Genomic DNA, 21,859 nt, shown 5'->3' with positions numbered 1-21,859 from the left:
GCGCTTCAGTTCGAGGGTTCCGGGTCGCGCTTGCGCTTGTTACCCATGCGCACGCCGATGTCCATCAGGAACTGGAAGAAGCCCTCCTGGTCCTCCAGCACATTGCTCCAGAACGGCGAGTGGTACAGCGCCACGGCGCCATGCACCAGTGCCCAGGCGGCGCAGTAGTGGAAATAGGGCGGTACGTCTTCAAGCTTGCCTTCGCTGATGCGGCCTTTGATCAGCTGGGTCAGGCGGTCGAAGTTGGAGGCCCGAATGCTGTGCAGTTGCTCGACCATTTCCGGCACCTGATTGCCCTTGACCACCTTTTCTTCCAGGCGGTCGAACAGCCGGTAACGTTGCGGGTCGCGCATGCGGAACTCGAAGTAGGCACGCGACAGGGCTTCCTTGTCGCGGTCGACGTCGGCCGAGTGCAACAGCGCGTTCAGGTCACGCTCATAGTCGAGCATCAGGCGCAGGTAGATCTCCGCCTTGGACTTGAAGTGCTTGTAGATCGTGCCTTTGCCGATGCCCACGGCGTCGGCGATCATCTCGACGGTGACGCTGTCTTCACCCTGTTCGAGAAACAGCTTGAGCGCGGTGTCGAGGATTTCCTGTTCGCGACGGCGAAACTCACGGACCTTACGAGGTTCTTTCTGCATGGGAAGGACTGGATGACAATCGAAGCGGTTTATTATGCCTAACTTGCGGGAAATTGCACGGATCATCCAAGCATGTCTGTGTTTCACGATGCATATGGCCATGCGCTGCGGGAGGAATGGAACCTCGGCGTATTCCAAATCTGTTTAAAAAACGACCAATATGCACTGGCACTGCGCCAAACCTGACCAATACTTGAAGTGTTGGCGCGGCGCATCCCCCCCAAGTGGCGCGCCGATAAAGGTGCTCAGGGACCGCGTACCTTTGTTTTACTCCTAATGGTCTTAACCCGGATTCCCCCCCCAGAACCCGGGTTTTTTTTGTGTGGCCCGCAGGATGGACTGGCCTGGGGATAAAGTTCGAGCGATCAGCGCACTCGCGCCAACGGGAACAACCGCTTGAAGTTCGCCGTGGTTTGTTCCGCCAGTTGCTCATAACTGGCCCCCCGCAACGAGGCCACGTACTCCGCCACCTCGCGCACATACTGCGGCAAATTCGGCTTGCCCCGGTGCGGAATCGGTGCCAGGTACGGCGAATCGGTTTCCACCAGCAGCCGATCGACCGGCACCTGCCGCGCCACTTCACGCAGGGCTTCGGCATTGCGGAACGTCACGATGCCAGACAGGGAAATGTAATACCCCAAATCCAGCGCCGCCCTGGCCATGTCCCAGTCTTCGGTAAAGCAATGCAGCACGCCGGCCTGCGGCAGGTTGGCCTCGCGCAACAACGCCAGGGTATCGGCGCGTGCCGCCCGGGTGTGCACGATCACCGGCTTGCCAGTCTGCCGCGAGGCTTCCAGGTGCAGGCGGAACGAAGCCTGCTGCAGTTCGGCAGCTTCGGGCTCATAGTGATAATCCAGCCCGGTTTCGCCAATCGCCACCACATGCGGGTGGGCCAGCTCGCGCAGCAGCCACTCCAGCGCAGGGGTTTCACCCGGCGCCAGGTCCAGCGGGTGCACACCTACCGAGCAATCAACATCGGCGTATTGCTCGCTCAGGGCTTTCACCGCGCCGGCGTTCTCGGCGCTGACACCGATACAGAGGAAGTGCCCCACCCCACGCTCACGCGCCGCCTGCAAGGCAGCATCGAGGGAGCCCTGATGGGCGCTCAGGTCAAGACGGTCGAGGTGACAATGGGAATCTACGAGCATGGGATAACAGCACACATGAACAATGGGAAATCAGCGGGCGCCCGGCAATTGCAGCCAGTGAGCCAGCAGCGACTCTAGCAACAGGGCGCGGTTGAGGTTGGCCTTGCCCAGCACCTTCTGGCGCTGCTCCAGGATCCATGCCTGCACCTCCAGCACCTTGGCCTGGCGGCTCTTCTGCGCCAGGTATTGCACCACCTTGCGCATATCGGCCAAGCCTAAACCTTCCTCGTCCTGGGTCAACTGGTAGCGCAGGATCAGGTGCGACCAATCGCAAAACCAGTCGAACAGCAACAACAACGGTACACCGTTCCAGGCATCGGCCAACTGACTGGGCGATTGCTGCTGTTTGAGCAGCTTCTTCACCCCATCGGTAACCAGCGCACGTTGCTCACGCACGCCTTGGGCCTGCAGGCTGACTGCCATCAATGGCGAACCGGCCGCCAACGTCAGCAGCTCGTCACGTTCGGCCTGATCACTGTCGGGCAACGCTTCGGCCAGCCACGCCTGGCTCTGGGCCAAGCCGGGCTGCGGGCAGGCGACCTGCTGACAGCGGCTCTTGATGGTGGGCAGCAGGCGGCTAGGCTGGTGCGTGACCAACAGCAACACGGTATCGCCAGAGGGCTCTTCAAGGCTTTTGAGCAGTGCGTTGGAGGCATTTACGTTCATCGCCTCCACCGGCTCGATCAAGACGACCTTGCGCCCGCCCAGCTGGGCCGTCTGCACCACGAAGGCTACCAGTTCGCGCACCTGGTCGACCTTGATCGGCTTATCGGCCTCTTCAGGTTCGAGGACGAAGTTGTCCGGGTGGCTACCTGCCTTGAGCAGCAGGCAAGACTTGCACCCACCGCAGGCGTCCAGCCCTTGAGGCTGCTGACAGAGCAGACGGGCCATCAGGCGCTCTGCCAAGGCCCGCTTGCCGATACCCTGTGGCCCGTGCAACAGATAGGCATGGGCATGTTGGCTTCGGCCGGCCAGCTGCTGCCAGAGGGCCTGCTGCCAAGGGTAGGCCTCAGCCACGGCAACGCTCCACGATGCCGGGCAGCAGCACGTCAATGGCCCGCTGCACAGCCTCAAGGGATTGCGCGGCGTCCAGCAGGCTGTAGCGCTGCGGCTCGCGCTGGGCCCGCTGCAGATACGCCTGGCGAACGGCTTCGAAGAAGGCCTGGCCTTCCTGCTCGAAACGGTCCAGGCGACCGCGGGCGGCGGCGCGGGCAAGGCCTACCTCGACCGGCAGGTCGAACACCAGGGTAAGGTCTGGGCGCAGGTCGCCCTGTACAAATTGCTCCAGGACAGCGATACGCTCGACAGACAAGCCACGGCCACCCCCTTGATAGGCATAGGTGGCGTCCGTGAAGCGGTCACACAACACGACGGCCCCGCGGGCCAATGCCGGACGAATGACCTGTGCCAGGTGCTGGGCGCGCGCAGCGAATACCAGCAGCAGCTCGGTGTCGGCTGCCATGGTTTCATCGCTGGGAGCCAGCAACAGTTCGCGCACTTTTTCGGCCAGGGGCGTACCGCCAGGCTCCCGGGTCAATACCACGTCCAGGCCATGCTCGCGCAAGCGCGCGGCCAGGTAGTCACGATTGGTGCTCTTGCCCGCGCCTTCGGGGCCTTCCAGCGTAATAAACAAGCCGCTCACAGGCAGTCCTTAATGTTGTTCGTCAGGCGTCGGCCGTTCGGCCGCTTGCGCGCCACCGGCAGGGGCGTCCTGCACAGGGGGCTCATCGGGTTCCGGCTGCGCTGCCGGCTCATCCGCCGCAGGCACCTCGGGCTGGGCGTCTTCAGCAGCCGGTTGTGCCTCTTGCTGCGGGGCGGGGCTGGAGCGGTAGTCTGCACGGCGCTTGAGCTGGAACTCGCGCACCGCCGAGTTGTGGTCATCGAGGTCGTCGGAGAACACGTGACTACCGTCGCCACGGGCGACGAAGTACAGGCTGGTACCATTCGACGGGTTGAGCGCCGCGTGAATCGCTTCGCGACCGACCATGGCAATCGGGGTCGGCGGCAACCCTGTGATGGTATAGGTGTTGTAGGGCGTCGGTTCGCGCAGGTCGGCGCGGGTAATCTTGCCGTTGTAGCGCTCACCCATGCCGTAGATCACCGTCGGGTCGGTCTGCAGCATCATGCCCAGGCGCAGGCGCCGCACGAACACGCCGGCTATCTGCCCACGTTCCTGGGGGATACCGGTTTCCTTTTCCACCAGCGAAGCCATGATCAGCGCCTGGTAAGGGTCGCGGTATGGCAGGTCGGTGGTGCGCTCGGCCCATTCCTTGGCCAGCACTTCGTCCAGACGCATGTAGGCCTGTTGTAGCAACTCGACATCGCTCATGCCGCGCACGAAGCGGTAGGTGTCCGGGAAGAAGCGCCCTTCCGGGAACACGCCGGTATGGCCGAGCTTGTCCATCACCTCGGAGTCCGACAGGCCGTCCAGGGTGTGCTTGATCTTTTCATGCTTGGCCACGGCCGAGCGTACCTGGCGGAAGGTCCAGCCTTCGACCAGCGTGAGGTTGTACTGCACCACATCAGCACGCCGCCAGGCATCGAACAGCTGCTCGACGGTCATGCCCGGGGTAAGGCGGTACTCACCGGTGTGCAGGGGGGTGCCAGCCATGTTGAAGCGCCAGTACAAGCGCAGCCACACGGCGTCGTCGAGCAACCCTTCCCTCTGCATGCGATAGAACATGCGGTTGGGGGTGGTGCCATTGGGCACATCGAGCAGGCGCTCCTGCGTGACGTGCAAGGGCTGCTCCAGGACGGCGTTGACCTTCCAGGCCGACCAGCCAAGCGCCAGGCCGGCGAGGATCAAGCCCATTTCCAGCAGCAGCAGGAATTTACGTCTCACGAATTCAGGTTTCCAGTAACGTACGGGCAACGGCCTGCAGTTTACGGGTGAGCGGGCCAGGCGACCAGTTTAGCGCGGCTACGCCACGTACGGGCCAAATGCCGTAAACGCTATTGCAAACAAATACTTCGTCTGCGTGCTCCAGCGCCTCGAACGGCAGGTCACAGACCTGCGCCGGGATGCCCAGCAGTACGGCCTGCTCCAGCAACGCCGCACGCATCACCCCGGCCACACCACAACGGCTGAGGTCGGCGGTAAACAGCACGCCGTCGCGCACCAGGAACAGATTGCTGTATACCCCTTCGATTACCCTGCCCTGCCCGTCACGCATCAGGCCTTCGGCGTGTTCGCTGTCCTGCCATTCGGCACGGGCCAGCACCTGCTCCAGGCGGTTGAGGTGTTTGAGCCCGGCCAGCAGCGGTTGTTCCCCAAGCCGGGTCTGGCACGGGAACAACCGCACACCTTGCTCGGCATGCTCAAGAGGATAGCCGGGCAACGGGCTGCCCTGCAGGATGCGCCGCGGCGCGGCACCGGCTACCGGGGCATAGCCACGCTGGCTGTCGCCACGGGTGAGGATAAGTTTGGCTACGCCTTCACCGAGCTGGCTGGCATAGCGAAGCAGTTCGTCGCGCACCAGCGCCAGGTCGGCGGTGATCGCCAGGCGCTGGCAGCCCAGCGCCAGGCGTGCGAGGTGGCCGTCCAGCAAGCTGGGGCGACCGCCGCGCACGGCAATGGTCTCGAACAGGCCATCGCCGTAGGCCAGGCCACGGTTCTGCAGGTTGAGTGCAGCCGCCGGCTGGCCATCGATCCAGCTGTGCATCAACCGGCGAACCGGCGGAACACCAGCGAGCCGTTGGTGCCGCCAAAGCCGAACGAGTTGGACAACACCACGTCGATCGGCATGCTGCGCGCCTGGTGCGGCACAAAGTCAAGGTCGCAACCTTCGTCCGGCTCGTCCAGGTTGATGGTGGGCGGTGCCATCTGGCTGTTGATGGCCAGCACGCTGAAGATCGCCTCCACCGCACCGGCAGCACCCAGCAGGTGACCGGTCATCGACTTGGTCGAGCTGACCGCCAGCTTGTAGGCATGCTCACCGAACACGCGCTTGATCGCAGCCACTTCGGCCACGTCGCCCGCAGGGGTCGAAGTGCCGTGGGCGTTGATGTAGCTGACTTCTTCCGGCTTGATGCCGGCATCGCGCAGGGCGTTGGCCATGCAACGGGCAGCGCCTTCGCCAGTGTCGGGCGGCGAGGTCATGTGGTAGGCGTCGCCGCTCATGCCAAAGCCAACCAGCTCGGCATAGATGGTCGCACCACGCGCCTGGGCGTGCTCCAGCTCTTCGAGCACCAAGGCACCGGCACCGTCGGACAACACGAAGCCGTCACGGCCCTTGTCCCAGGGGCGGCTGGCCCGGCTTGGCTCGTCGTTGCGGGTGGACAGCGCGCGCGAAGCACCGAAACCGCCCATGCCCAGGCCGCAAGCGGCCATTTCGGCGCCACCGGCGATCATCACGTCGGCCTCACCGTAGGCGATATTGCGTGCGGCCATGCCGATGCAATGGGTGCCGGTGGTGCAGGCGGTGGCAATGGCGTAGTTCGGCCCTTGCAGACCCAGGTGGATCGACAGGAACCCGGAGATCATGTTGATGATCGAGCCCGGTACGAAGAACGGCGAAATGCGGCGCGGCCCCGAGTCGTGCAGGGTGCGGCTGGTTTCTTCGATGTTGGTCAGGCCACCGATACCCGAGCCCATGGCCACGCCAATACGCTCGCGATTGGCGTCGGTGACCTCCAGGCCGGCATTACGCACCGCCTGGAAACCGGCCGCCAGGCCGTACTGGATGAACAGGTCGAGCTTGCGGGCCTCTTTGGCCGACAGGTATTGCTCGACTTCGAAGCCTTTCACCGAGCCGCCAAAACGGGTGGAGTAGGCAGACAGGTCCGTGTGTTCGATCGGACCAATGCCACTGCGGCCAGCCAGAATGCCCTGCCAGGTGCTCGGTACATCGGTACCCAGTGGCGACAGCATACCCATACCGGTGACCACGACGCGTCTACGCGACACAGTACTCTCCTTTTCTAATAACAGAGTCTCTTGCCATTGCATTCAAGCGCAGGAATGGAATGGCAACAGGCTCTTGGTGCGCGGTGAACGAAGCAGCCTTGAAAATGCGGGGCGCTCGCAAAGAAAAAACCGCACGCCAGCGAAGGCAGTGCGGTTTTCCCCGACAAGAAGCGTCGACTAAAGCGTCTTAGGCCTGGTGGGCTTTGACGTAGTCTACAGCAGCTTGAACGGTAGTGATCTTCTCGGCTTCTTCGTCAGGGATTTCGGTCTCGAATTCCTCTTCCAGAGCCATCACCAGCTCAACGGTGTCAAGCGAATCGGCACCCAGGTCATCAACGAAGGACTTCTCGAGAGTCACTTCTTCTTCCTTGACGCCCAGTTGCTCGGCGACGATTTTCTTGACGCGTTCTTCGATGTTGCTCATACCTAGGTTTACTCCTAATGGATATATGTCAGGCAGCTGGCCGGTGGCTAATTTTATAGAAAGACGTTCGCTTTTCAAGCGAAACGCACCTTCAAGCTAGCCACCCCACCCGCTGCCTGGAATCTGGTTGCAGCTTTATAACGGATTTTAGGCTCGTAGTATGACTCTTTTTTTACGAAATCCGTCACATTGAGTTGCAGTGTTACATGTACATCCCGCCGTTGACCGGCACGGTAGCGCCAGTCACGTAGCCAGCGCCGTCGGATGCCAGGAACGAAACCACCTTGGCGATTTCGTCGGCCTGGCCCAGGCGGCCCAGCGGAATCTGGGTCTGCAGGGCTTCGCGCTGCGCTTCTGGCAGCTCGCGGGTCATGTCGGTGTCGATGAAGCCCGGGGTCACCGAGTTGACGGTGATGCCACGCGAGCCCACTTCACGCGCCAGGGCGCGGCTGAAGCCTTCCAGGCCAGCCTTGGCGGCCGCATAGTTGGCCTGGCCGGCGTTACCCATGGCACCCACAACCGAGCCGATGCTGATGATACGGCCCCAACGTGCCTTGGTCATGCCACGCAGCACGCCCTTGGACAGACGGTAGAGGCTGTTCAGGTTGGTGTCGATCACGTCGAACCACTCGTCGTCTTTCATGCGCAGCATCAGGTTGTCGCGGGTGATGCCGGCGTTGTTGACCAAAATGGCCGGTGCGCCGAACTGCTCGCCGATGGCGGCCAGTACCGCTTCAACGGACTCGGCGCTGGTCACGTTCAGCTCCATGCCGGTACCGGTGATGCCGTGCTCTTTCAGGGTGGCAGCGATGCGCTCGGCGCCGGACGCCGAAGTGGCGGTGCCGATCACGGTCGCGCCCTGGCGGCCCAGCTCGAGGGCGATGGCCTGGCCAATGCCACGGCTGGCGCCGGTGACCAGTGCAACTTTACCTTGCAGGCTCATGCAAGCTTCTCCAAATCAGGCCAGTGCCGCGCGGGTGGCGGCAACGGCATCAGGGGTGTTGAGGTTGTAAGTGGTCACGCCATCGGCGCAACGCTTGTTCAGGCCAGCCAGGACCTTGCCCGGGCCACACTCGACCAGGTTGACCGCACCATTGGCAGCCAGGGTCTGCACACACTCCACCCAACGCACAGGCTGGTACAGCTGCGCCAGCAGGTCGTGCTTGAGTGCATCGAGGTCGGCAGCAACAGCAGCCGTGACGTTCTGCACCACTGGAATTTGCGGGGCCTTCCACTCGATGGCGTTGACCGACTCGGCAAAGCGCTCGGCCGCCGGCTTCATCAGGGCACAGTGCGACGGCACGCTGACCGCCAACGGCAGGGCACGCTTGGCGCCCTTGGCCTTGCACAGCTCCATGGCGCGATCCACGGCAGCTTTATTGCCAGCGATGACCACCTGGCCTGGCGAGTTGAAGTTGACGGCGCTGACCACTTGGTCTTCAGCGGCTTCGGCGCAGATTTCAACGACCACAGCATCGTCCAGGCCGAGGATGGCAGCCATGGCACCATGCCCCGCCGGTACGGCCTCCTGCATCAGCTGACCGCGGCGCTCGACCAGGCGAACAGCGTCTTTCAGGGTGATGCTGCCCGCAGCGACCAGGGCGCTGTATTCGCCCAGGCTGTGGCCAGAAACGAAGGCTGGCTGCGCGCCGCCCTCTTCCAGCCACAGGCGCCACAGCGCGATGGACGCGGTGAGGATGGCCGGCTGGGTCTTGTCGGTCTGGTTGAGTTGCTCTTCAGGGCCTTCCTGGACCAGCTTCCACAGGTCGTAACCCAGTGCTTCGGACGCTTCCTTGAAGGTTTCGATGATCACTGGCTTCTCGGCGCCGAGCTCGGCGAGCATGCCCAGCGACTGGGAACCTTGACCGGGAAAGACGAATGCGAGAGATGCAGACATTGAACAAGCCCTTATGATCTTGTCGTCGGATAGGGTGCGCCAGGCCCTGGGCCAGGCGCGGAATCTGAAAACTTGGATGGATACACAGACCAAGCGGTCACATTTAAGCACTTCATGGGCAAAATGCCTAAGGCAACAGGTCTTCGAGGCGCCCATGCAAGCGCTGCGGCAGGTTTTCCTGTATCTCGATCAACGCCCGCTGGATGGCACTCTGAAAGCCCTGCACGCCCGCCGAGCCATGGCTCTTGATGACAATGCCCTGCAACCCCAGGAAACTGGCACCATTGTGCCGCGCCGGCGCCAGGTCGGCCTGCAGACGCTTGAGCAGCGGCATGGCCACCGCCCCGGCTGCCCGCGACAACACGCCACCCTTGAACAACTGCTCGATGCGCGCAGCGATCATCGTCGCCAACCCCTCGCTGGACTTGAGCAGGATATTGCCGACGAACCCATCGCACACCACCACATCGGCCTCACCACGATACAGCCCGTCACCCTCGACAAAGCCCACGTAGTTAAGCCCACGGGCATTCTGCAACAGGCTGGCAGCCAGCTTGACCTGCTGATTGCCCTTGATGTCCTCGGTGCCGATGTTCAGCAGCGCCACCCGTGGGCGATGCACACCCAGGGCCTGAGCAGCCACCGACCCCATCACGGCAAACTGGTAGAGGTTTTCGGCACTGCAATCGACATTGGCACCCAGGTCGAGCAACTGACAGTAACCCGCCTGAGTCGGAATCGCCGCCACCATGGCGGGCCGGTCGATACCTGGCAAGGTCTTGAGCACGAAACGGGACAGCGCCATCAGCGCGCCAGTATTACCGGCACTGACGCAGGCCTGGGCCTTGCCGTCACGCACCAGTTCGAGGGCGATGCGCATCGACGAATCCGGCTTGCCCCGCAATGCCTGGGAGGGCCGCTCATCCATGCCGACCACCTCACTGGCGGCGACAATCTGCAGGCGCGCGCGATCCGCAGCCGCAAGGCCGCTGACAAGATCTTCCAGAAGGGAGGGTTGACCGACGAGGGTCAGGTGCAGCGAGGGGGTAGCAGAAAGGCAGGCAATGCTAGCCTGGACAATGCTGCGGGGACCGAAGTCCCCGCCCATTGCGTCGATCGCGATGATCTGAGCGGACAAGGATTACTCGTCAGCGCCCTTGTCGACCACTTTGCGACCACGGTATACGCCTTCTGGCGAAACGTGGTGGCGCAGGTGAACTTCACCGGTGGTTTTCTCTACCGACAGCGCGTTTTCCGACAGGGCGTCGTGCGAACGGCGCATGTCACGGGCAGAGCGGGATTTTTTGTTCTGCTGAACAGCCATAATTGATTAACTCCTAAACGTTTGGGTCACGCTTTAACTGCGCCAAAACACTGAACGGGTTGGACCGCGATACCTCGTCCTTGCTCGATTCGGGCTCGTCTGCGCCCGCCGGCTGCTGGCATTCTTCCGGATGATGAGCAGGCACGATTGGCAAGGCGAGCAGAAGCTCCTCCTCGATCAATGCCTGCAGATCCAAAGGATCTTCGCCCAGTTCCAGCACGTCATAGCCTTTCGGCAACGACTGGGTATTCGCACCCTCCTTCACCACGGCGTAAGTACATTCGCTGTGGATCGGCAGGGTGACCAGCTCAAGACAACGCTGGCAAACCATCTTGACTTCGACGTCCAGCTCGCTGTGGATAACCACCACGTGCTGTTCATCTCGTTCAAAATCGAACTTCGCCTGCACCGTACCGACATTGTCGGAAAGCGGGTCGCAGAGTCTTTCCAAATCAGCGAGTTGCAGCGAACCGTTAAGGGTTACGCCACGATCGGCTAATTTGCGCGGGTCAACGTGAGGTGGAATCGGGTCATTCAACATAGGCGCAGCATAATAGGGATGCCCCCCGCCCCTGTCAAAGGAAATTAGGCGGCATCGTGCGTGATAGAATTTGTTTAACTGATTCAGGAGTCTACCATGCTTCCTTTGCTACTGGCTTCCAGCTCTGCCTATCGCCGCGAACTGCTCGCACGCCTGCGCCTGCCCTTCACCTGGGCAAGCCCCGATATAGACGAGCAGCGCCTGGCCGACGAACCGGCGGTAGAGCTGGTTCGCCGCCTGGCCAGGCAAAAGGCCGAGGCCCTGGCGGGCGGCCACCCGGGGCACCTGATTATCGGCTCGGACCAGGTGGCCGTGCTGGGCGAACAGGTGCTGGGCAAGCCACACACCTTCGAGCGGGCCTGCGAGCAATTACTGGAGTGCAGCGGGCAGCAGGTGAGCTTTTTGACCGGATTGGCACTACTGAACAGCGCCACCGGGCAATGCCAGGTGGATTGCGTGCCGTTTACCGTGACGATGCGCGAATTGAGCCGCGAGCGCGTGGAGCGCTATGTTGCGGCGGAACAGCCGCTGGATTGCGCAGGGAGCTTCAAGGCAGAAGGATTGGGGGTGAGCCTGTTCCAGAGCACCCATGGGTGCGATGCAACCAGCCTGATCGGGCTGCCACTGATCCGGCTGGTGGATATGCTGACCAAAGAAGGGGTAATTATCCCTTGAGATTTTAGGGCCGCTCTGCGGCCCATCGCCGGCAAGCCAGCTCCCACAGGTACCGCACACCCCCTGAAAGCAACGCGATCGAGGTGGGAGCTGGCTTGCCGGCGATAGGGCCGGAACAGGTACTCAGCGCAACTGCGGCCCCTGGAACCCCATCCACATCGCCAGGTGCTCAGCCACGCTGGCCCCCACGCGCTTGGAGAAGCGGTCGAACGGCGACTCCTGAACGGTGAAGTCCACCAACTCTTTCTCACCAACGACCTCACGCGCCACATAGCCGGCACTGCCCAGCCCGTCCACCAACCCCAGCGCCTTGGCCTGCTCACCCGACCAGATCAGGCCGCTGAACAGCTCCGGATGCTCTTTGTCCTTCAGACGCTCGCCACGGCCCTGCTTGACCATGGCAATGAACTGGTTGTGCGTGGTGTCCAGCACACCCTGCCAGAACCGGGTTTCATCAGGCTTTTCCGGTGAGAACGGGTCAAGAAACGCCTTGTGCTCACCCGACGTGTAAGAACGCCGCTCCACGCCCAGCTTCTCCATGGTGCCGACAAAACCATAGCCGGCCGCCGTCACACCAATGGAACCGACCAGACTGGCTTTATCGGCATAGATTTCATCCGCCGCACTGGCGATGTAATAGGCACCGGACGCACCAAGATCCGCAATGACCGCATACAGCTTGATGGCCGGGTATTCGGCACGCAAGCGGCGGATTTCGTCATACACATAGCCTGCCTGCACCGGGCTGCCACCTGGGCTGTTGATGCGCATCACCACAGCCTTGGTCTTGCTGTCCTTGAACGCCTCGCGCAGGCTCTTGACGATATTGTCGGCACTGGCGGCTTCCTGGTCGGCAATCACCCCGCGCACTTCGACCAGCGCGGTATGACTGGCACTGCGCGATGCTGCCTTGTCCATGTCCATGAGCGGCGTGAACAACGCCAGGATGCCGAACAGGTAGACGAAGGTCAGCAGCTTGAAGAAGATGCCCCAGCGCCGCGACCGACGCTGCTCCTGCACGCTGGCCAGCAGGGTCTTCTCCAGCAGCTTCCAGCTTTTGCGCTCTTCACGCTCCTCGGGCTCGGCCTCGGGGGCTTTCCATTCGTCTGCCATGTTTACCTACCTTGGAAGTGGAATTGCGGAACCAGCCAGCCACTCGCGCAACTGGGAAAAGTGATTGATGCTTACCTGCGGGCCGAATTCGGCCAGCGCCTGCAGCGACATGGCGCCATAGCCCACCGCCACCGAATGCATACCGGCATTGCTGGCCATCTGCAGGTCGAACGCCGAATCTCCGACCATCAGCGCACGCCCGGGTTCGACGCCGCAATGGCCGAGGATTTCCTCAAGCATCAAAGGATGCGGCTTGCCACGGGTTTCGTCGGCGGCGCGAGTGATATCGAAGAACGCCTCCCAACCGTTGGCCTTGAGCACCCGGTCCAGGCCGCGACGCGCCTTGCCGGTAGCCACCGCCAGGCGGTAACCCTCGGCACGGAAGGCGTCCAGCGACTCGACAACGCCATCGAACAACGGCGAAGGCTGCTGGTCCAGCGCCATGTAGATATCGGCATAGTGCTGACGGAAGGTTTCGACCTGCGCAGGCGCCAGGTGCGGGTACAGGGTATGAATGGCCTCGCCCAGGGCCAGGCCGATGATTCCCTTGACCGCCTCGTCACTGCTTTGCGCCTCGCCGGCGCGATCGGCAGCGGCATTCATGGCCTCGACGATGCGCCCGATGGAATCGGCCAGCGTGCCGTCCCAGTCGAAGATCAGTAGCTCATAGCCTTTTTTCATAGGTCAGGACGCACTCAGACGCTCAACGGTTTTCGCCCACACTTCATCCACGGGCGCTTCAAGCTTGAGCTCACCACCGTCCGGCAGTGGCACGGTCAGCGCGTAGGCGTGCAGGAACAGGCGCTTGCCACCCAGCTCGCGGATCTCGCGACTGAAGTCTTCGTCACCGTACTTGCTGTCGCCAGCAATCATGTGCCCGGCATGCAAGGTGTGCACGCGGATCTGGTGGGTGCGGCCGGTGATCGGGCGCGCCTCGACAATGGTCGCGAACTCGCCAAAGCGGCGCAGCACGCGGAACAGGGTCAGCGCCTCCTTGCCCTCCTCGTTCACTTCGACCATGCGCTCGCCGGAGCGCAGGTTGCTCTTGAGCAAGGGCGCATTGACCTGCTTCTTCGAGGTGGGCCAGTGGCCGCGCACCAGCGCCATGTAGCGCTTGTCGACACCGTCGCCGCGCAGTGCGGCATGCAGGTGGCGCAGCATGCTGCGCTTCTTGGCGATCATCAGCAGGCCGGATGTGTCGCGGTCCAGGCGATGCACCAGCTCCAGCTCCTTGGCGTCCGGGCGCAGTTGGCGCAGCGCCTCGATCACACCAAAGCTCAGGCCACTGCCGCCGTGCACGGCAATGCCAGCCGGTTTGTTCATCACGATCAGCGCCTTGTCTTCGTAGACAATGGCGGCCTCAAGGCGCTGCAGCAGGCCCTGGGCCACCGGCGCCGGCTCGTCACGCTCCGGCAGGCGGACGGGCGGCACCCGCACGATGTCGCCAGCCTGGATCTTGTACTCCGGCTTGACCCGCCCCTTGTTCACCCGCACTTCACCCTTGCGCAGGATGCGGTAGACCAAGGTTTTGGGCACGCCCTTGAGGGCCGTGATGAGGAAATTGTCGATGCGTTGGCCGGCAAGCTCCGGCGCGACTTCGATCAGCTGAACGCCGGAAGTCGGAGGGGTATTGGTCGTCATGGCGGGATCATAACAATTTTTTATGGAATTGAAGCACTTAATCATTGCTGCTATAGTCGCGAACGCCGCCAAAAGCGGCAGGCCAGCGGCACCAGGCTCTTTGCCGGCCCTGACCAACGCAATTCTCCAGGACGCGAGGCCGTCCTACGGGGTTTTCGCCAGTTTACCGAATTGCCTGGAATCGCCACCAGCGCTGTGTAGAGAAGACCGAAAAAAAACGACAAGTGCGGTGTTTCACCTGCTTACCCGATTCTTTTCGCTGCACCTCTGCCCGCCCCGTCGCTTCCACGCAACGCACGGCGAATGCTTCGGAAATACCTGCCTTGGACATGAATGGCGCCAGTGCAGTACCTGCAGTGGCGAAAAATGCAACCCGTTGCGGATTCAGCGCGCGGCAGCACCCGAATTATCAGGGATACGTGCAGGGTGGAGATGCACAGCCCTCGGACCGTGTAGCACCGCGTCCGGCCACCAGCCCACTGACGGCTGGCGAGCGGATAAGGTCCTGAACAGATGCCCCCGGGCGTCCACGGCTGACGGTTGATTCCTCCTCCTGACTGAGTGCACAAGGCCCGCTTGGTTGATTCGGATTCCTATTCGAAGCCACCGGGGCCTTGTTGGCACCGCAGCAAACAGGACGCGTCGTCGCGACAACGGCAGGCTGGGCAACCGGCTGGTGCCGAACGTCGCTCGACACGGGGGTGGCCCGGCCACCCTTTGCGCACCTTGGCACCGACCATGAGACGTCGTGTGTGCCGAACGCCGTTTCCGGCAGCCCGGAAACCGACGGTACAACATGAAAAGAATGCTGATTAACGCGACTCAACCCGAAGAGTTGCGTGTAGCCCTGGTGGACGGCCAACGTCTCTACGACCTGGACATCGAGTCCGGTGCGCGCGAGCAGAAAAAGGCCAACATCTACAAAGGCAAGATCACCCGCATCGAACCCAGCCTCGAAGCCGCCTTCGTCGACTTCGGCTCCGAACGTCACGGCTTCCTGCCGCTGAAAGAAATCTCCCGCGAATACTTCAAGAAGGCCCCCGAAGGCCGCGTCAACATCAAGGAAGTGCTCAGCGAAGGCCAGGAAGTCATCGTCCAGGTCGAGAAGGAAGAGCGCGGCAACAAAGGCGCCGCCCTCACCACCTTCATCAGCCTGGCCGGCCGCTACCTGGTACTGATGCCCAACAACCCGCGTGCCGGTGGCATCTCCCGCCGCATCGAAGGCGAAGAGCGCAACGAACTGCGCGAAGCCCTGAACGGCCTGACCGTGCCGGGCGACATGGGCCTGATCGTGCGCACTGCCGGCCTTGGCCGCAGCAGCGAAGAGATGCAGTGGGACCTCGACTACCTGCTGCAACTGTGGACCGCCATCAAGGAAGCGTCCCTGGACCGCGCCGCGCCGTTCCTGATCTACCAGGAAAGCAACGTCATCATCCGCGCCATCCGCGACTACCTGCGCCAGGACATCGGTGAAGTGCTGATCGACAGCATCGACGCCCAGGAAGAAGCCCTGACCTTCATCCGCCAGGTGATGCCGCAGTACGCCAGCAAAGTGAAGCTGTACGAAGACAGCGTGCCGCTGTTCAACCGCTTCCAGATCGAAAGCCAGATCGAAACCGCCTTCCAGCGCGTGGTCGACCTGCCGTCCGGTGGTTCGATCGTGATCGACCCGACCGAAGCCCTGGTGTCCATCGACATCAACTCGGCGCGCGCCACCAAAGGCAGCGACATCGAAGAAACCGCCCTGCAGACCAACCTGGAAGCGGCCGAAGAAATCGCCCGCCAGCTGCGCCTGCGTGACATCGGCGGCCTGATCGTCATCGACTTCATCGACATGACCCCGGCGAAGAACCAGCGCGCCGTGGAAGAGCGCGTTCGCGAATGCCTGGAAGCCGACCGCGCCCGCGTGCAGGTTGGCCGCATTTCGCGCTTCGGCCTGCTGGAAATGTCCCGTCAGCGCCTGCGCCCGTCGCTGGGCGAAAGCAGCGGCATCGTCTGCCCGCGCTGCTCCGGCACCGGCATCATCCGTGACGTCGAGTCGCTGTCGCTGGCCATCCTGCGCCTGATCGAAGAAGAAGCCCTGAAGGACCGCACCGCCGAAGTCCGCGCCCAGGTCCCGATCCCGGTAGCCGCGTTCCTGCTCAACGAGAAGCGCAACTCGATCACCAAGATCGAACTGCGCACCCGTGCGCGCATCATCATCCTGCCGAACGACCACCTGGAAACCCCGCACTTCGAAGTCCAGCGTCTGCGCGACGACAACCCGGAAGTGCTGAACAACCAGTCCAGCTACGAAATCGCCGCCGCCGAGGCCGAAGAAGCGCCGCAGCCGACCGCCACCCGCACCCTGGTACGCCAGGAAGCCGCGGTGAAGACCGCTCCGGCCCGCGCCAATGCGCCAGTACCCGCCGCCGCTGAAGAGCAGCAGCCTGCAGCACCGGTCGCCCCTGCCCCGAGCGCTCCGGAGCCAAGCCTGTTCAAGGGCCTGGTGAAGTCGCTGGTCAGCCTGTTCGCCGGCAAGGACGAGCCTGCTGCCGCACCGGTCGTTACCACCGCCACCGAAAAACCGGCTGCCGAACGCAGCCCGCGCAACGAAGAGCGCCGCAACGGCCGCCAGCAAAGCCGCAACCGCAACGGCCGCCGCGACGAAGAGCGCAAGCCGCGTGAAGAGCGTGCCGAGCGCGCGCCACGCGAAGAACGCCAGCCACGCGAGGAACGCGCTCCGCGCGAAGAGCGTGCGCCACGTGAAGAACGCGCCCCACGCGAAGAGCGTGCACCGCGTGAAGAACGCGCACCACGCCAGCCGCGCGAAGACCGCCGCAGCAACCGTGGCGAAGAGCGCGTGCGCGAACTGCGCGAGCCGCTGGATGCCACTCCGCCAGCCGAACGCGAAGAGCGTCAGCCACGCGAAGAACGTGTAGCCCGTGAAGAGCGCGCGCCACGTGAAGAACGTGCACCGCGCGAAGAACGCGCACCACGTGAAGAACGTGCGCCGCGTGAAGAGCGCGCCCCACGCGAAGAACGTGCTCCGCGTGAAGAGCGTGCCCCACGCGAAGAACGCGCACCTCGTGAAGAACGCGCCCCACGCGAGGAGCGTGCTCCACGCCCACCACGCGAAGAGCGTCAGCCACGGGTAGCCGAAGAAGCAGCTGAGCAGGCTGCCGAACTGGCCGAAGAGCAACTGCCAAACGAAGAACTGCTGCAAGACGAGCAGGAAGGCACCGATGGCGAGCGCCCGCGCCGCCGCTCCCGTGGCCAGCGTCGTCGCAGCAACCGTCGCGAGCGTCAGCGCAACGCCAATGGCGAGCTGATCGACGGCGAAGAAGAAGGCAGCGAAGAGCAGCCACAACAGCACCAGGCCACCGAGCTGGGTGCCGAACTGGCCGCTGGCCTGGCGGTAACTGCTGCTGTCGCCAGCAGCAACATCAGCGCCGACGCCGAGGCCCAGGCCAATCAGCAGGCCGAGCGTGCTACCGCTGAAGTTGCCGTCGTTGCAGAGACCGACAACAGCGAAGCCGCCCAGCCAGTTGAACAGGCTGAAAAAGTAGAGCAGGCCGAAGCGGTCGCCAAGGCCGAGGAAGTTGCCGTGGCCCCAGTGGTCGAGCAGCCTGTCAGCGAGCCGGTGGTCGTGGCCGAAGTCACTGCCGCGCCAGTGGTCGAAGTCGCCCCGCAGCCAGCCGTTGAGGAAGCCCCTGCTGCCGAGCCGGTCCTGGCTGCCGAGGCGCCAGTGGAGGCCCCGGTGGTCGAAGCCGGTGAAATCGAACAGGCCCCGGCCGTGGTCGAAGCCGCTCCGGTTGTCGAGCAGCCTGCACCGGTTGTTGAAGCCCAACCAGAAGTTGTGGCCGAGCCGGCACCTGTGGCGGTCGAGCCTGCGCCGGTCGAAGCCCCGGTAGCGGCAGAGCCTGCTACTGTCATGCTGGCCAACGGCCGTGCGCCGAACGACCCGCGTGAAGTGCGCCGCCGCAAGCGTGAGGCCGAGGCTGCCGCCAAAGCTGCACAGGAAGCTGCTGCTGCCTCCGAGGAGCCAGCCCTGGAAGCCGCCGATGAGCACAAGCCTCATCACGGTTGATAGCCAAGGCTGAATGAAAAAGCCCCGCCAGTGCGAACTGGCGGGGCTTTTTCTTGGTCAAGCGGAAATGGTCGCTTTGTTCGATACGCCTCTACAGTGCCCAACCTGACAGACCTAGCAGATTTGCCAGTAGTGGCTGCGTTAGCCCGGTGATACCGTCGGGACTCACTCGAACTCATTTGCTCGCCGAGAAACCTTATGAAAAACCAACAAAGCATCATGGCGTGCTATTTCCGCTCCTGGCGCGACATTGCGACTGGCGCCCCGGAAAACAAGGTATCCATGCGTGATCTACCGGCCGAGGTGGATATCGCTTTCGTCTTTCCTGACGGCAACGAACCAGCCACTTACTGGAAGACGCTTGAGTCGGACATCATTCCGGCCTTGCACCAGAAAAACATCAAAGTCGTTCGCACAGTCGCCATTGACGAACTGATCGAACTTGGTGCAACAGCCGATGCCATCTTCCAGCGCTTCTTTTCATCGACGAATGGCCTGGACGGCCTCGATATCGATATCGAACGCACACTGACAGAAACTCAACGCAATCAGGCCGAAGCCATTTCCCGAGAACTGAAACAACTGCTAGGCCCAGACCGGTTGTTCATCTACGACACCACTGAGCGGGGCGACGCCAGCCTGCTTCGCTCACTGGAACCTCAGCTGGATTACGTACTTTTCCAGGCCTATGGCCAGAATCCAGGCAGCGTACAACAGCATTTTGACCGAATGTTCAATGACTTTCTTGCGCCGTCGAAGTTTCTGGTTGGCTTCTCATTCTATGAAGAACGCGGCTTTCGCTGGGGCGATGTGAAGGTCCCTTTTGAAAGCAGTACTGCTCACGCCTATGCCGCCTGGAACCCAAGCCAGGGGCGCAAGGGCGGCATCTTCTCCTACGCCGTGGACCGTGACGGTGTGCTTGAGGGTGATGACACATTGCAAGCCACAGACTTCGAGTGGACCAAACAACTGAAGGGGTTGCTCTAGAAGCGGTTTTGCCCGCTAACATGCACGTCGGGGCTGCTCCGCAGCCCCTCGATCAGTAGAGGTTAGGCTCCATCTCCAGCTCAACCCCGAACCGCTCCAGGATGTCAGCCTGAATGCGTTGCGCCAGCGCATGCATCTGCGCCCCGCTCGCCTGGCCGTAGTTGACCAGCACCAGCGACTGCAAGCGATGAACACCGGCATCCCCCTCGCGATGCCCCTTCCAGCCCGCCTGCTCGATCAACCAGCCCGCCGCCAGCTTCACCTGGCCTTCGGCCTGAGGATAAGCCACCACGCCAGGGCAATGCGCACGAATACGCTCGACCTGCGCGGCCGACACCACCGGGTTCTTGAAGAAGCTCCCGGCATTACCCAACTCCGCAGGGTCTGGCAGCTTCTCGCGGCGAATGCTGCAAATGGCATCACTGATTGCCTGGGCAGTCGGCTCGGTCGCGCCCTGCTCCGTCAGCCGCTGGCGCACCGGGCCGTAATCGAGATGGGCCTGCAGGGTATGGCTCAAGGCAAAGCGCACACGCAAGATCAACCAGCGACCAGGGTTGCGCTTGAACACGCTGTCGCGATAACCGAAATCACAGTCCGCCAAACCAAACTCACGCAGCTCACCTGTCTCGCGGTCCAGCGCCGTCAGGCCGGCAAACACGTCCTTGATCTCTACCCCATAGGCGCCCACGTTCTGCATCGGCGCGGCGCCCACAGTGCCAGGGATCAGGCTGAGGTTTTCAAGCCCACAATAGCCCTGCGCCAGCGTCCACTGCACGAACGGGTGCCATGGCTCACCCGCCTCGGCCTCGACCACGATACGTTCACCATCGTCGCTGAGCACACGACGGCCACGGCTGGCCATGTGCAGCACCAGCGCATCGATGTCACGGGTCAGCAGCAGGTTGCTGCCGCCGCCGATCACCAGCACCGGCAGGCCCTGCTGATGCGCCTGGCTCAGCGCCTGACGTACCTGCTGGTCATCCTGCGCCTGGCTGAAGTAGCGAGCCTTCACGTCGATGCCGAAGGTGTTGTAAGGCTTGAGCGATATCTGCTCCTGCCACTGCACTGTCATAGCCGCCCCTTGATTTCCAGCACCAGCGCCTGGCACGCCGCCTCGACCAGGTCCAGCACCTGCTCGAAGCCGTCTGCGCCGCCGTAATACGGGTCTGGCACTTCATCCAGCGCAGCACCATAGCGGCGCAGGAACAAGTCAAGCTCGCCCACTGCGTTGTGCGGGCGCAGGGCGCGCAGGTCGCGCAGGTTGCTCTCGTCCATCGCCAGGACCAGGTCATATTCGGCGAAGTGCGCCGCCTTGACCTGCTGGGCACGCTGCTGCGAAAGGTCGTAACCACGCGCCAGCGCCGCCTTGCAGGTACGGCTGTCAGGCGCCTTGCCCACATGCCAGTCACCCGTGCCGGCAGACGCCACCTGCACCTTGTCGGCCAGCCCGGCGGCCTGCAATTGATGGCGCAGCACGCCTTCGGCAGTGGGCGAACGGCAGATGTTGCCCAGGCACACGAACAGGACGCGCATCAGGCCTCCAGCAAGCGCCGTACGCGCTCCAGGTCTTCAGGGGTATCCACACCCACGGCGGGCGCCTCGATGGCGTCCTCGACGTGAATGCGCACGCCATGCCACAGGGCACGCAGCTGCTCCAGCGCTTCGGTCTGTTCAAGCCAGCATGGCCCCCAGCCGACGAAGTCCTGCAGGAAGCCAACGCGGTAGGCGTACATGCCGATGTGGCGGCGATACGGCACGCCCTCCGGCAGCACATTGCGGTCCTTGGCAAAGGCATCGCGAGCCCAGGGCAGCGGTGCACGGCTGAAGGTCAGGGCCAGGCCGTTCTTGTCACTGACCACCTTGACCGCGTTGGGGTTGAACACGGTTTCCGGCTCATGGATCGGCTCGGCCAGGGTGGCGATGCCAGCCTCTGGATGCGCCGCCAGGTTGGCGGCCACCTGGTCGATGATGACCGGCGGAATCAGCGGCTCGTCGCCCTGCACGTTGACCACGATGGCGTCAGCCGGCAGGCCCAGCTGTGCGGCCACTTCGGCCAGGCGGTCGGTGCCCGACTCGTGGTCGGCGCGGGTCATCAGCACTTCGGCACCAAAGCCTTGGCACGCTTCGAGGATGCTGGCGTCGTCGGTGGCGATGACCACGCGACTGGCAGCGCTTTTACGCGCCTGCTCCCACACATGCTGCACCATCGGCTTGCCGGCAATCGCCAGCAGCGGCTTGCCCGGCAGGCGCGTGGAGCGCAACCGGGCGGGAATCACTACCGTGAAGTCCAGGCTCATTTGTCCAGACGCTCGTCGTCGGTCAGGGTGCGCGCCTCGCTTTCCAGCATGACCGGGATGCCGTCGCGGATCGGGTAGGCCAGGCCGGCGCCCTTGCTGATCAGCTCGGTCTTGTCGGCGCTGAGCTTGAGCGGGCCCTTGGTGATCGGGCAGGCCAGGATATCGAGCAGTTTGGTGTCCATTGGAGGCTTCCTTT

23 protein-coding genes are annotated in these 21,859 nt (G+C 63.0%); 3 read left to right on the top strand and 20 right to left on the bottom strand.

Going from position 1 to position 21,859, the window contains the following annotated elements; genetic code table 11:
• Positions 1–5: 5 nt before the first annotated feature.
• The 13 genes from N436_RS01420 to N436_RS01360 all read right to left on the bottom strand — a co-directional run bounded on the left by N436_RS01420 (position 6) and on the right by N436_RS01360 (position 10,881).
• Complete coding sequence (locus N436_RS01420; protein ID WP_003260720.1) at positions 6–641, bottom strand: TetR/AcrR family transcriptional regulator; 636 nt, start codon at positions 639–641, stop codon at positions 6–8.
• Between the two features lie 365 nt (positions 642–1,006).
• Positions 1,007–1,789 carry a TatD family hydrolase gene (locus N436_RS01415; RefSeq protein ID WP_016715147.1) on the bottom strand — a complete coding sequence of 261 codons (783 nt, stop codon included), beginning with the start codon at positions 1,787–1,789 and terminating at the stop codon, positions 1,007–1,009.
• Between the two features lie 30 nt (positions 1,790–1,819).
• Positions 1,820–2,806: a DNA polymerase III subunit delta' gene (locus N436_RS01410; RefSeq protein ID WP_110740240.1), complete on the bottom strand. Its 987-nt coding sequence runs from the start codon at positions 2,804–2,806 to the stop codon at positions 1,820–1,822.
• Positions 2,799–3,431 carry a dTMP kinase gene (tmk, locus tag N436_RS01405; RefSeq protein ID WP_110740239.1) on the bottom strand — a complete coding sequence of 211 codons (633 nt, stop codon included), beginning with the start codon at positions 3,429–3,431 and terminating at the stop codon, positions 2,799–2,801. The genes N436_RS01410 and tmk overlap by 8 nt, the downstream gene beginning before the upstream one ends.
• 9 nt (positions 3,432–3,440) lie before the next feature.
• Positions 3,441–4,631 (bottom strand): endolytic transglycosylase MltG, encoded by a 1,191-nt coding sequence (gene mltG, locus N436_RS01400; RefSeq protein WP_110740238.1) that lies wholly within the window; start codon positions 4,629–4,631, stop codon positions 3,441–3,443.
• 4 nt (positions 4,632–4,635) lie between these two features.
• Positions 4,636–5,451: an aminodeoxychorismate lyase gene (pabC, locus tag N436_RS01395; RefSeq protein ID WP_110740237.1), complete on the bottom strand. Its 816-nt coding sequence runs from the start codon at positions 5,449–5,451 to the stop codon at positions 4,636–4,638.
• On the bottom strand, positions 5,451–6,695 hold the full coding sequence (fabF, locus tag N436_RS01390) for a beta-ketoacyl-ACP synthase II (RefSeq protein WP_016715142.1): 1,245 nt from the start codon (positions 6,693–6,695) through the stop codon (positions 5,451–5,453). Before fabF ends, pabC begins: the two co-directional genes overlap by 1 nt.
• Positions 6,696–6,882: 187 nt before the next feature.
• Positions 6,883–7,119, bottom strand: a complete 237-nt coding sequence (gene acpP, locus N436_RS01385) for an acyl carrier protein (RefSeq protein ID WP_016715141.1) — start codon at positions 7,117–7,119, stop codon at positions 6,883–6,885.
• A gap of 202 nt (positions 7,120–7,321) precedes the next feature.
• Complete coding sequence (gene fabG / locus N436_RS01380) at positions 7,322–8,062, bottom strand: 3-oxoacyl-ACP reductase FabG (protein WP_016715140.1); 741 nt, start codon at positions 8,060–8,062, stop codon at positions 7,322–7,324.
• A gap of 15 nt (positions 8,063–8,077) precedes the next feature.
• Complete coding sequence (gene fabD / locus N436_RS01375) at positions 8,078–9,016, bottom strand: ACP S-malonyltransferase (protein ID WP_016715139.1); 939 nt, start codon at positions 9,014–9,016, stop codon at positions 8,078–8,080.
• Positions 9,017–9,143: 127 nt separating this feature from the next.
• Entirely contained in the window at positions 9,144–10,154 is a 1,011-nt protein-coding gene (gene plsX, locus N436_RS01370) for a phosphate acyltransferase PlsX (RefSeq protein ID WP_016715138.1), read from the bottom strand.
• A gap of 3 nt (positions 10,155–10,157) precedes the next feature.
• Positions 10,158–10,340, bottom strand: coding sequence for a 50S ribosomal protein L32 (rpmF, locus tag N436_RS01365; RefSeq protein WP_003247154.1), 183 nt, complete (start codon positions 10,338–10,340; stop codon positions 10,158–10,160).
• 13 nt (positions 10,341–10,353) lie between these two features.
• Positions 10,354–10,881, bottom strand: coding sequence for a YceD family protein (locus N436_RS01360; protein ID WP_012313431.1), 528 nt, complete (start codon positions 10,879–10,881; stop codon positions 10,354–10,356).
• 96 nt (positions 10,882–10,977) lie between these two features.
• Here N436_RS01360 and N436_RS01355 point away from each other — a divergent pair, with 96 nt between their 5' ends.
• The gene (locus tag N436_RS01355; protein ID WP_110740236.1) at positions 10,978–11,556 is read left to right on the top strand and encodes a nucleoside triphosphate pyrophosphatase; all 579 of its coding nucleotides are present in this window, start codon (positions 10,978–10,980) and stop codon (positions 11,554–11,556) included.
• A gap of 123 nt (positions 11,557–11,679) precedes the next feature.
• On the opposite strand, the gene N436_RS01350 is transcribed toward N436_RS01355, so the two are convergent.
• The 3 genes from N436_RS01350 to rluC are packed head-to-tail and all read right to left on the bottom strand — an operon-like array spanning position 11,680 to position 14,310.
• Positions 11,680–12,669 (bottom strand): S49 family peptidase, encoded by a 990-nt coding sequence (locus N436_RS01350; protein WP_110740235.1) that lies wholly within the window; start codon positions 12,667–12,669, stop codon positions 11,680–11,682.
• A 6-nt stretch (positions 12,670–12,675) separates the two neighbouring features.
• Positions 12,676–13,350 (bottom strand): HAD family hydrolase, encoded by a 675-nt coding sequence (locus N436_RS01345; RefSeq protein ID WP_105945359.1) that lies wholly within the window; start codon positions 13,348–13,350, stop codon positions 12,676–12,678.
• Between the two features lie 3 nt (positions 13,351–13,353).
• Positions 13,354–14,310 (bottom strand): 23S rRNA pseudouridine(955/2504/2580) synthase RluC, encoded by a 957-nt coding sequence (gene rluC, locus N436_RS01340; protein WP_025754829.1) that lies wholly within the window; start codon positions 14,308–14,310, stop codon positions 13,354–13,356.
• Between the two features lie 796 nt (positions 14,311–15,106).
• On the opposite strand from rluC, the gene rne reads away from it, so the two are divergent.
• Entirely contained in the window at positions 15,107–18,379 is a 3,273-nt protein-coding gene (gene rne, locus N436_RS01330; protein WP_110740234.1) for a ribonuclease E, read from the top strand.
• 198 nt (positions 18,380–18,577) lie between these two features.
• On the top strand, positions 18,578–19,366 hold the full coding sequence (locus N436_RS01325) for a hypothetical protein (RefSeq protein WP_110740233.1): 789 nt from the start codon (positions 18,578–18,580) through the stop codon (positions 19,364–19,366).
• 52 nt (positions 19,367–19,418) lie between these two features.
• Here N436_RS01325 and murB read toward each other — a convergent pair whose 3' ends face one another.
• From murB to N436_RS01305, 4 genes are read right to left on the bottom strand one after another with little or no spacing between them, the layout of a single operon-like run.
• Positions 19,419–20,438 (bottom strand): UDP-N-acetylmuramate dehydrogenase, encoded by a 1,020-nt coding sequence (gene murB / locus N436_RS01320; protein WP_110740232.1) that lies wholly within the window; start codon positions 20,436–20,438, stop codon positions 19,419–19,421.
• Positions 20,435–20,899: a low molecular weight protein-tyrosine-phosphatase gene (locus tag N436_RS01315; protein WP_105945363.1), complete on the bottom strand. Its 465-nt coding sequence runs from the start codon at positions 20,897–20,899 to the stop codon at positions 20,435–20,437. Before N436_RS01315 ends, murB begins: the two co-directional genes overlap by 4 nt.
• Positions 20,899–21,663: a 3-deoxy-manno-octulosonate cytidylyltransferase gene (kdsB, locus tag N436_RS01310; protein ID WP_110740231.1), complete on the bottom strand. Its 765-nt coding sequence runs from the start codon at positions 21,661–21,663 to the stop codon at positions 20,899–20,901. The genes N436_RS01315 and kdsB overlap by 1 nt, the downstream gene beginning before the upstream one ends.
• On the bottom strand, positions 21,660–21,845 hold the full coding sequence (locus N436_RS01305; protein ID WP_003247142.1) for a Trm112 family protein: 186 nt from the start codon (positions 21,843–21,845) through the stop codon (positions 21,660–21,662). Before N436_RS01305 ends, kdsB begins: the two co-directional genes overlap by 4 nt.
• Between the last annotated feature and the right edge of the window lie 14 nt (positions 21,846–21,859).

Origin of the sequence: Pseudomonas sp. RV120224-01b, assembly GCF_003208145.1 — a bacterium.
Classification (GTDB): domain Bacteria; phylum Pseudomonadota; class Gammaproteobacteria; order Pseudomonadales; family Pseudomonadaceae; genus Aquipseudomonas; species Aquipseudomonas monteilii.
Note: the sequence above shows the minus strand (reverse complement) of the source record. Positions and strands in the feature narration are given on the sequence as shown.

What these genes read in the sequence shown, in the direction of transcription:
- N436_RS01325 (WP_110740233.1), top strand. Translation starts at nt 18,578, where the DNA reads ATGAAAAACCAACAAAGCATCATGGCGTGCTATTTCCGCTCCTGGCGC.
- N436_RS01350 (WP_110740235.1), bottom strand. Translation starts at nt 12,669, where the DNA reads ATGGCAGACGAATGGAAAGCCCCCGAGGCCGAGCCCGAGGAGCGTGAA.
- kdsB (WP_110740231.1), bottom strand. Translation starts at nt 21,663, where the DNA reads ATGAGCCTGGACTTCACGGTAGTGATTCCCGCCCGGTTGCGCTCCACG.
- N436_RS01360 (WP_012313431.1), bottom strand. Translation starts at nt 10,881, where the DNA reads ATGTTGAATGACCCGATTCCACCTCACGTTGACCCGCGCAAATTAGCC.
- N436_RS01415 (WP_016715147.1), bottom strand. Translation starts at nt 1,789, where the DNA reads ATGCTCGTAGATTCCCATTGTCACCTCGACCGTCTTGACCTGAGCGCC.
- rne (WP_110740234.1), top strand. Translation starts at nt 15,107, where the DNA reads ATGAAAAGAATGCTGATTAACGCGACTCAACCCGAAGAGTTGCGTGTA.
- murB (WP_110740232.1), bottom strand. Translation starts at nt 20,438, where the DNA reads ATGACAGTGCAGTGGCAGGAGCAGATATCGCTCAAGCCTTACAACACC.
- fabD (WP_016715139.1), bottom strand. Translation starts at nt 9,016, where the DNA reads ATGTCTGCATCTCTCGCATTCGTCTTTCCCGGTCAAGGTTCCCAGTCG.
- N436_RS01355 (WP_110740236.1), top strand. Translation starts at nt 10,978, where the DNA reads ATGCTTCCTTTGCTACTGGCTTCCAGCTCTGCCTATCGCCGCGAACTG.
- fabG (WP_016715140.1), bottom strand. Translation starts at nt 8,062, where the DNA reads ATGAGCCTGCAAGGTAAAGTTGCACTGGTCACCGGCGCCAGCCGTGGC.
- rluC (WP_025754829.1), bottom strand. Translation starts at nt 14,310, where the DNA reads ATGACGACCAATACCCCTCCGACTTCCGGCGTTCAGCTGATCGAAGTC.
- acpP (WP_016715141.1), bottom strand. Translation starts at nt 7,119, where the DNA reads ATGAGCAACATCGAAGAACGCGTCAAGAAAATCGTCGCCGAGCAACTG.
- pabC (WP_110740237.1), bottom strand. Translation starts at nt 5,451, where the DNA reads ATGCACAGCTGGATCGATGGCCAGCCGGCGGCTGCACTCAACCTGCAG.
- N436_RS01305 (WP_003247142.1), bottom strand. Translation starts at nt 21,845, where the DNA reads ATGGACACCAAACTGCTCGATATCCTGGCCTGCCCGATCACCAAGGGC.
- N436_RS01315 (WP_105945363.1), bottom strand. Translation starts at nt 20,899, where the DNA reads ATGCGCGTCCTGTTCGTGTGCCTGGGCAACATCTGCCGTTCGCCCACT.
- N436_RS01420 (WP_003260720.1), bottom strand. Translation starts at nt 641, where the DNA reads ATGCAGAAAGAACCTCGTAAGGTCCGTGAGTTTCGCCGTCGCGAACAG.
- rpmF (WP_003247154.1), bottom strand. Translation starts at nt 10,340, where the DNA reads ATGGCTGTTCAGCAGAACAAAAAATCCCGCTCTGCCCGTGACATGCGC.
- N436_RS01345 (WP_105945359.1), bottom strand. Translation starts at nt 13,350, where the DNA reads ATGAAAAAAGGCTATGAGCTACTGATCTTCGACTGGGACGGCACGCTG.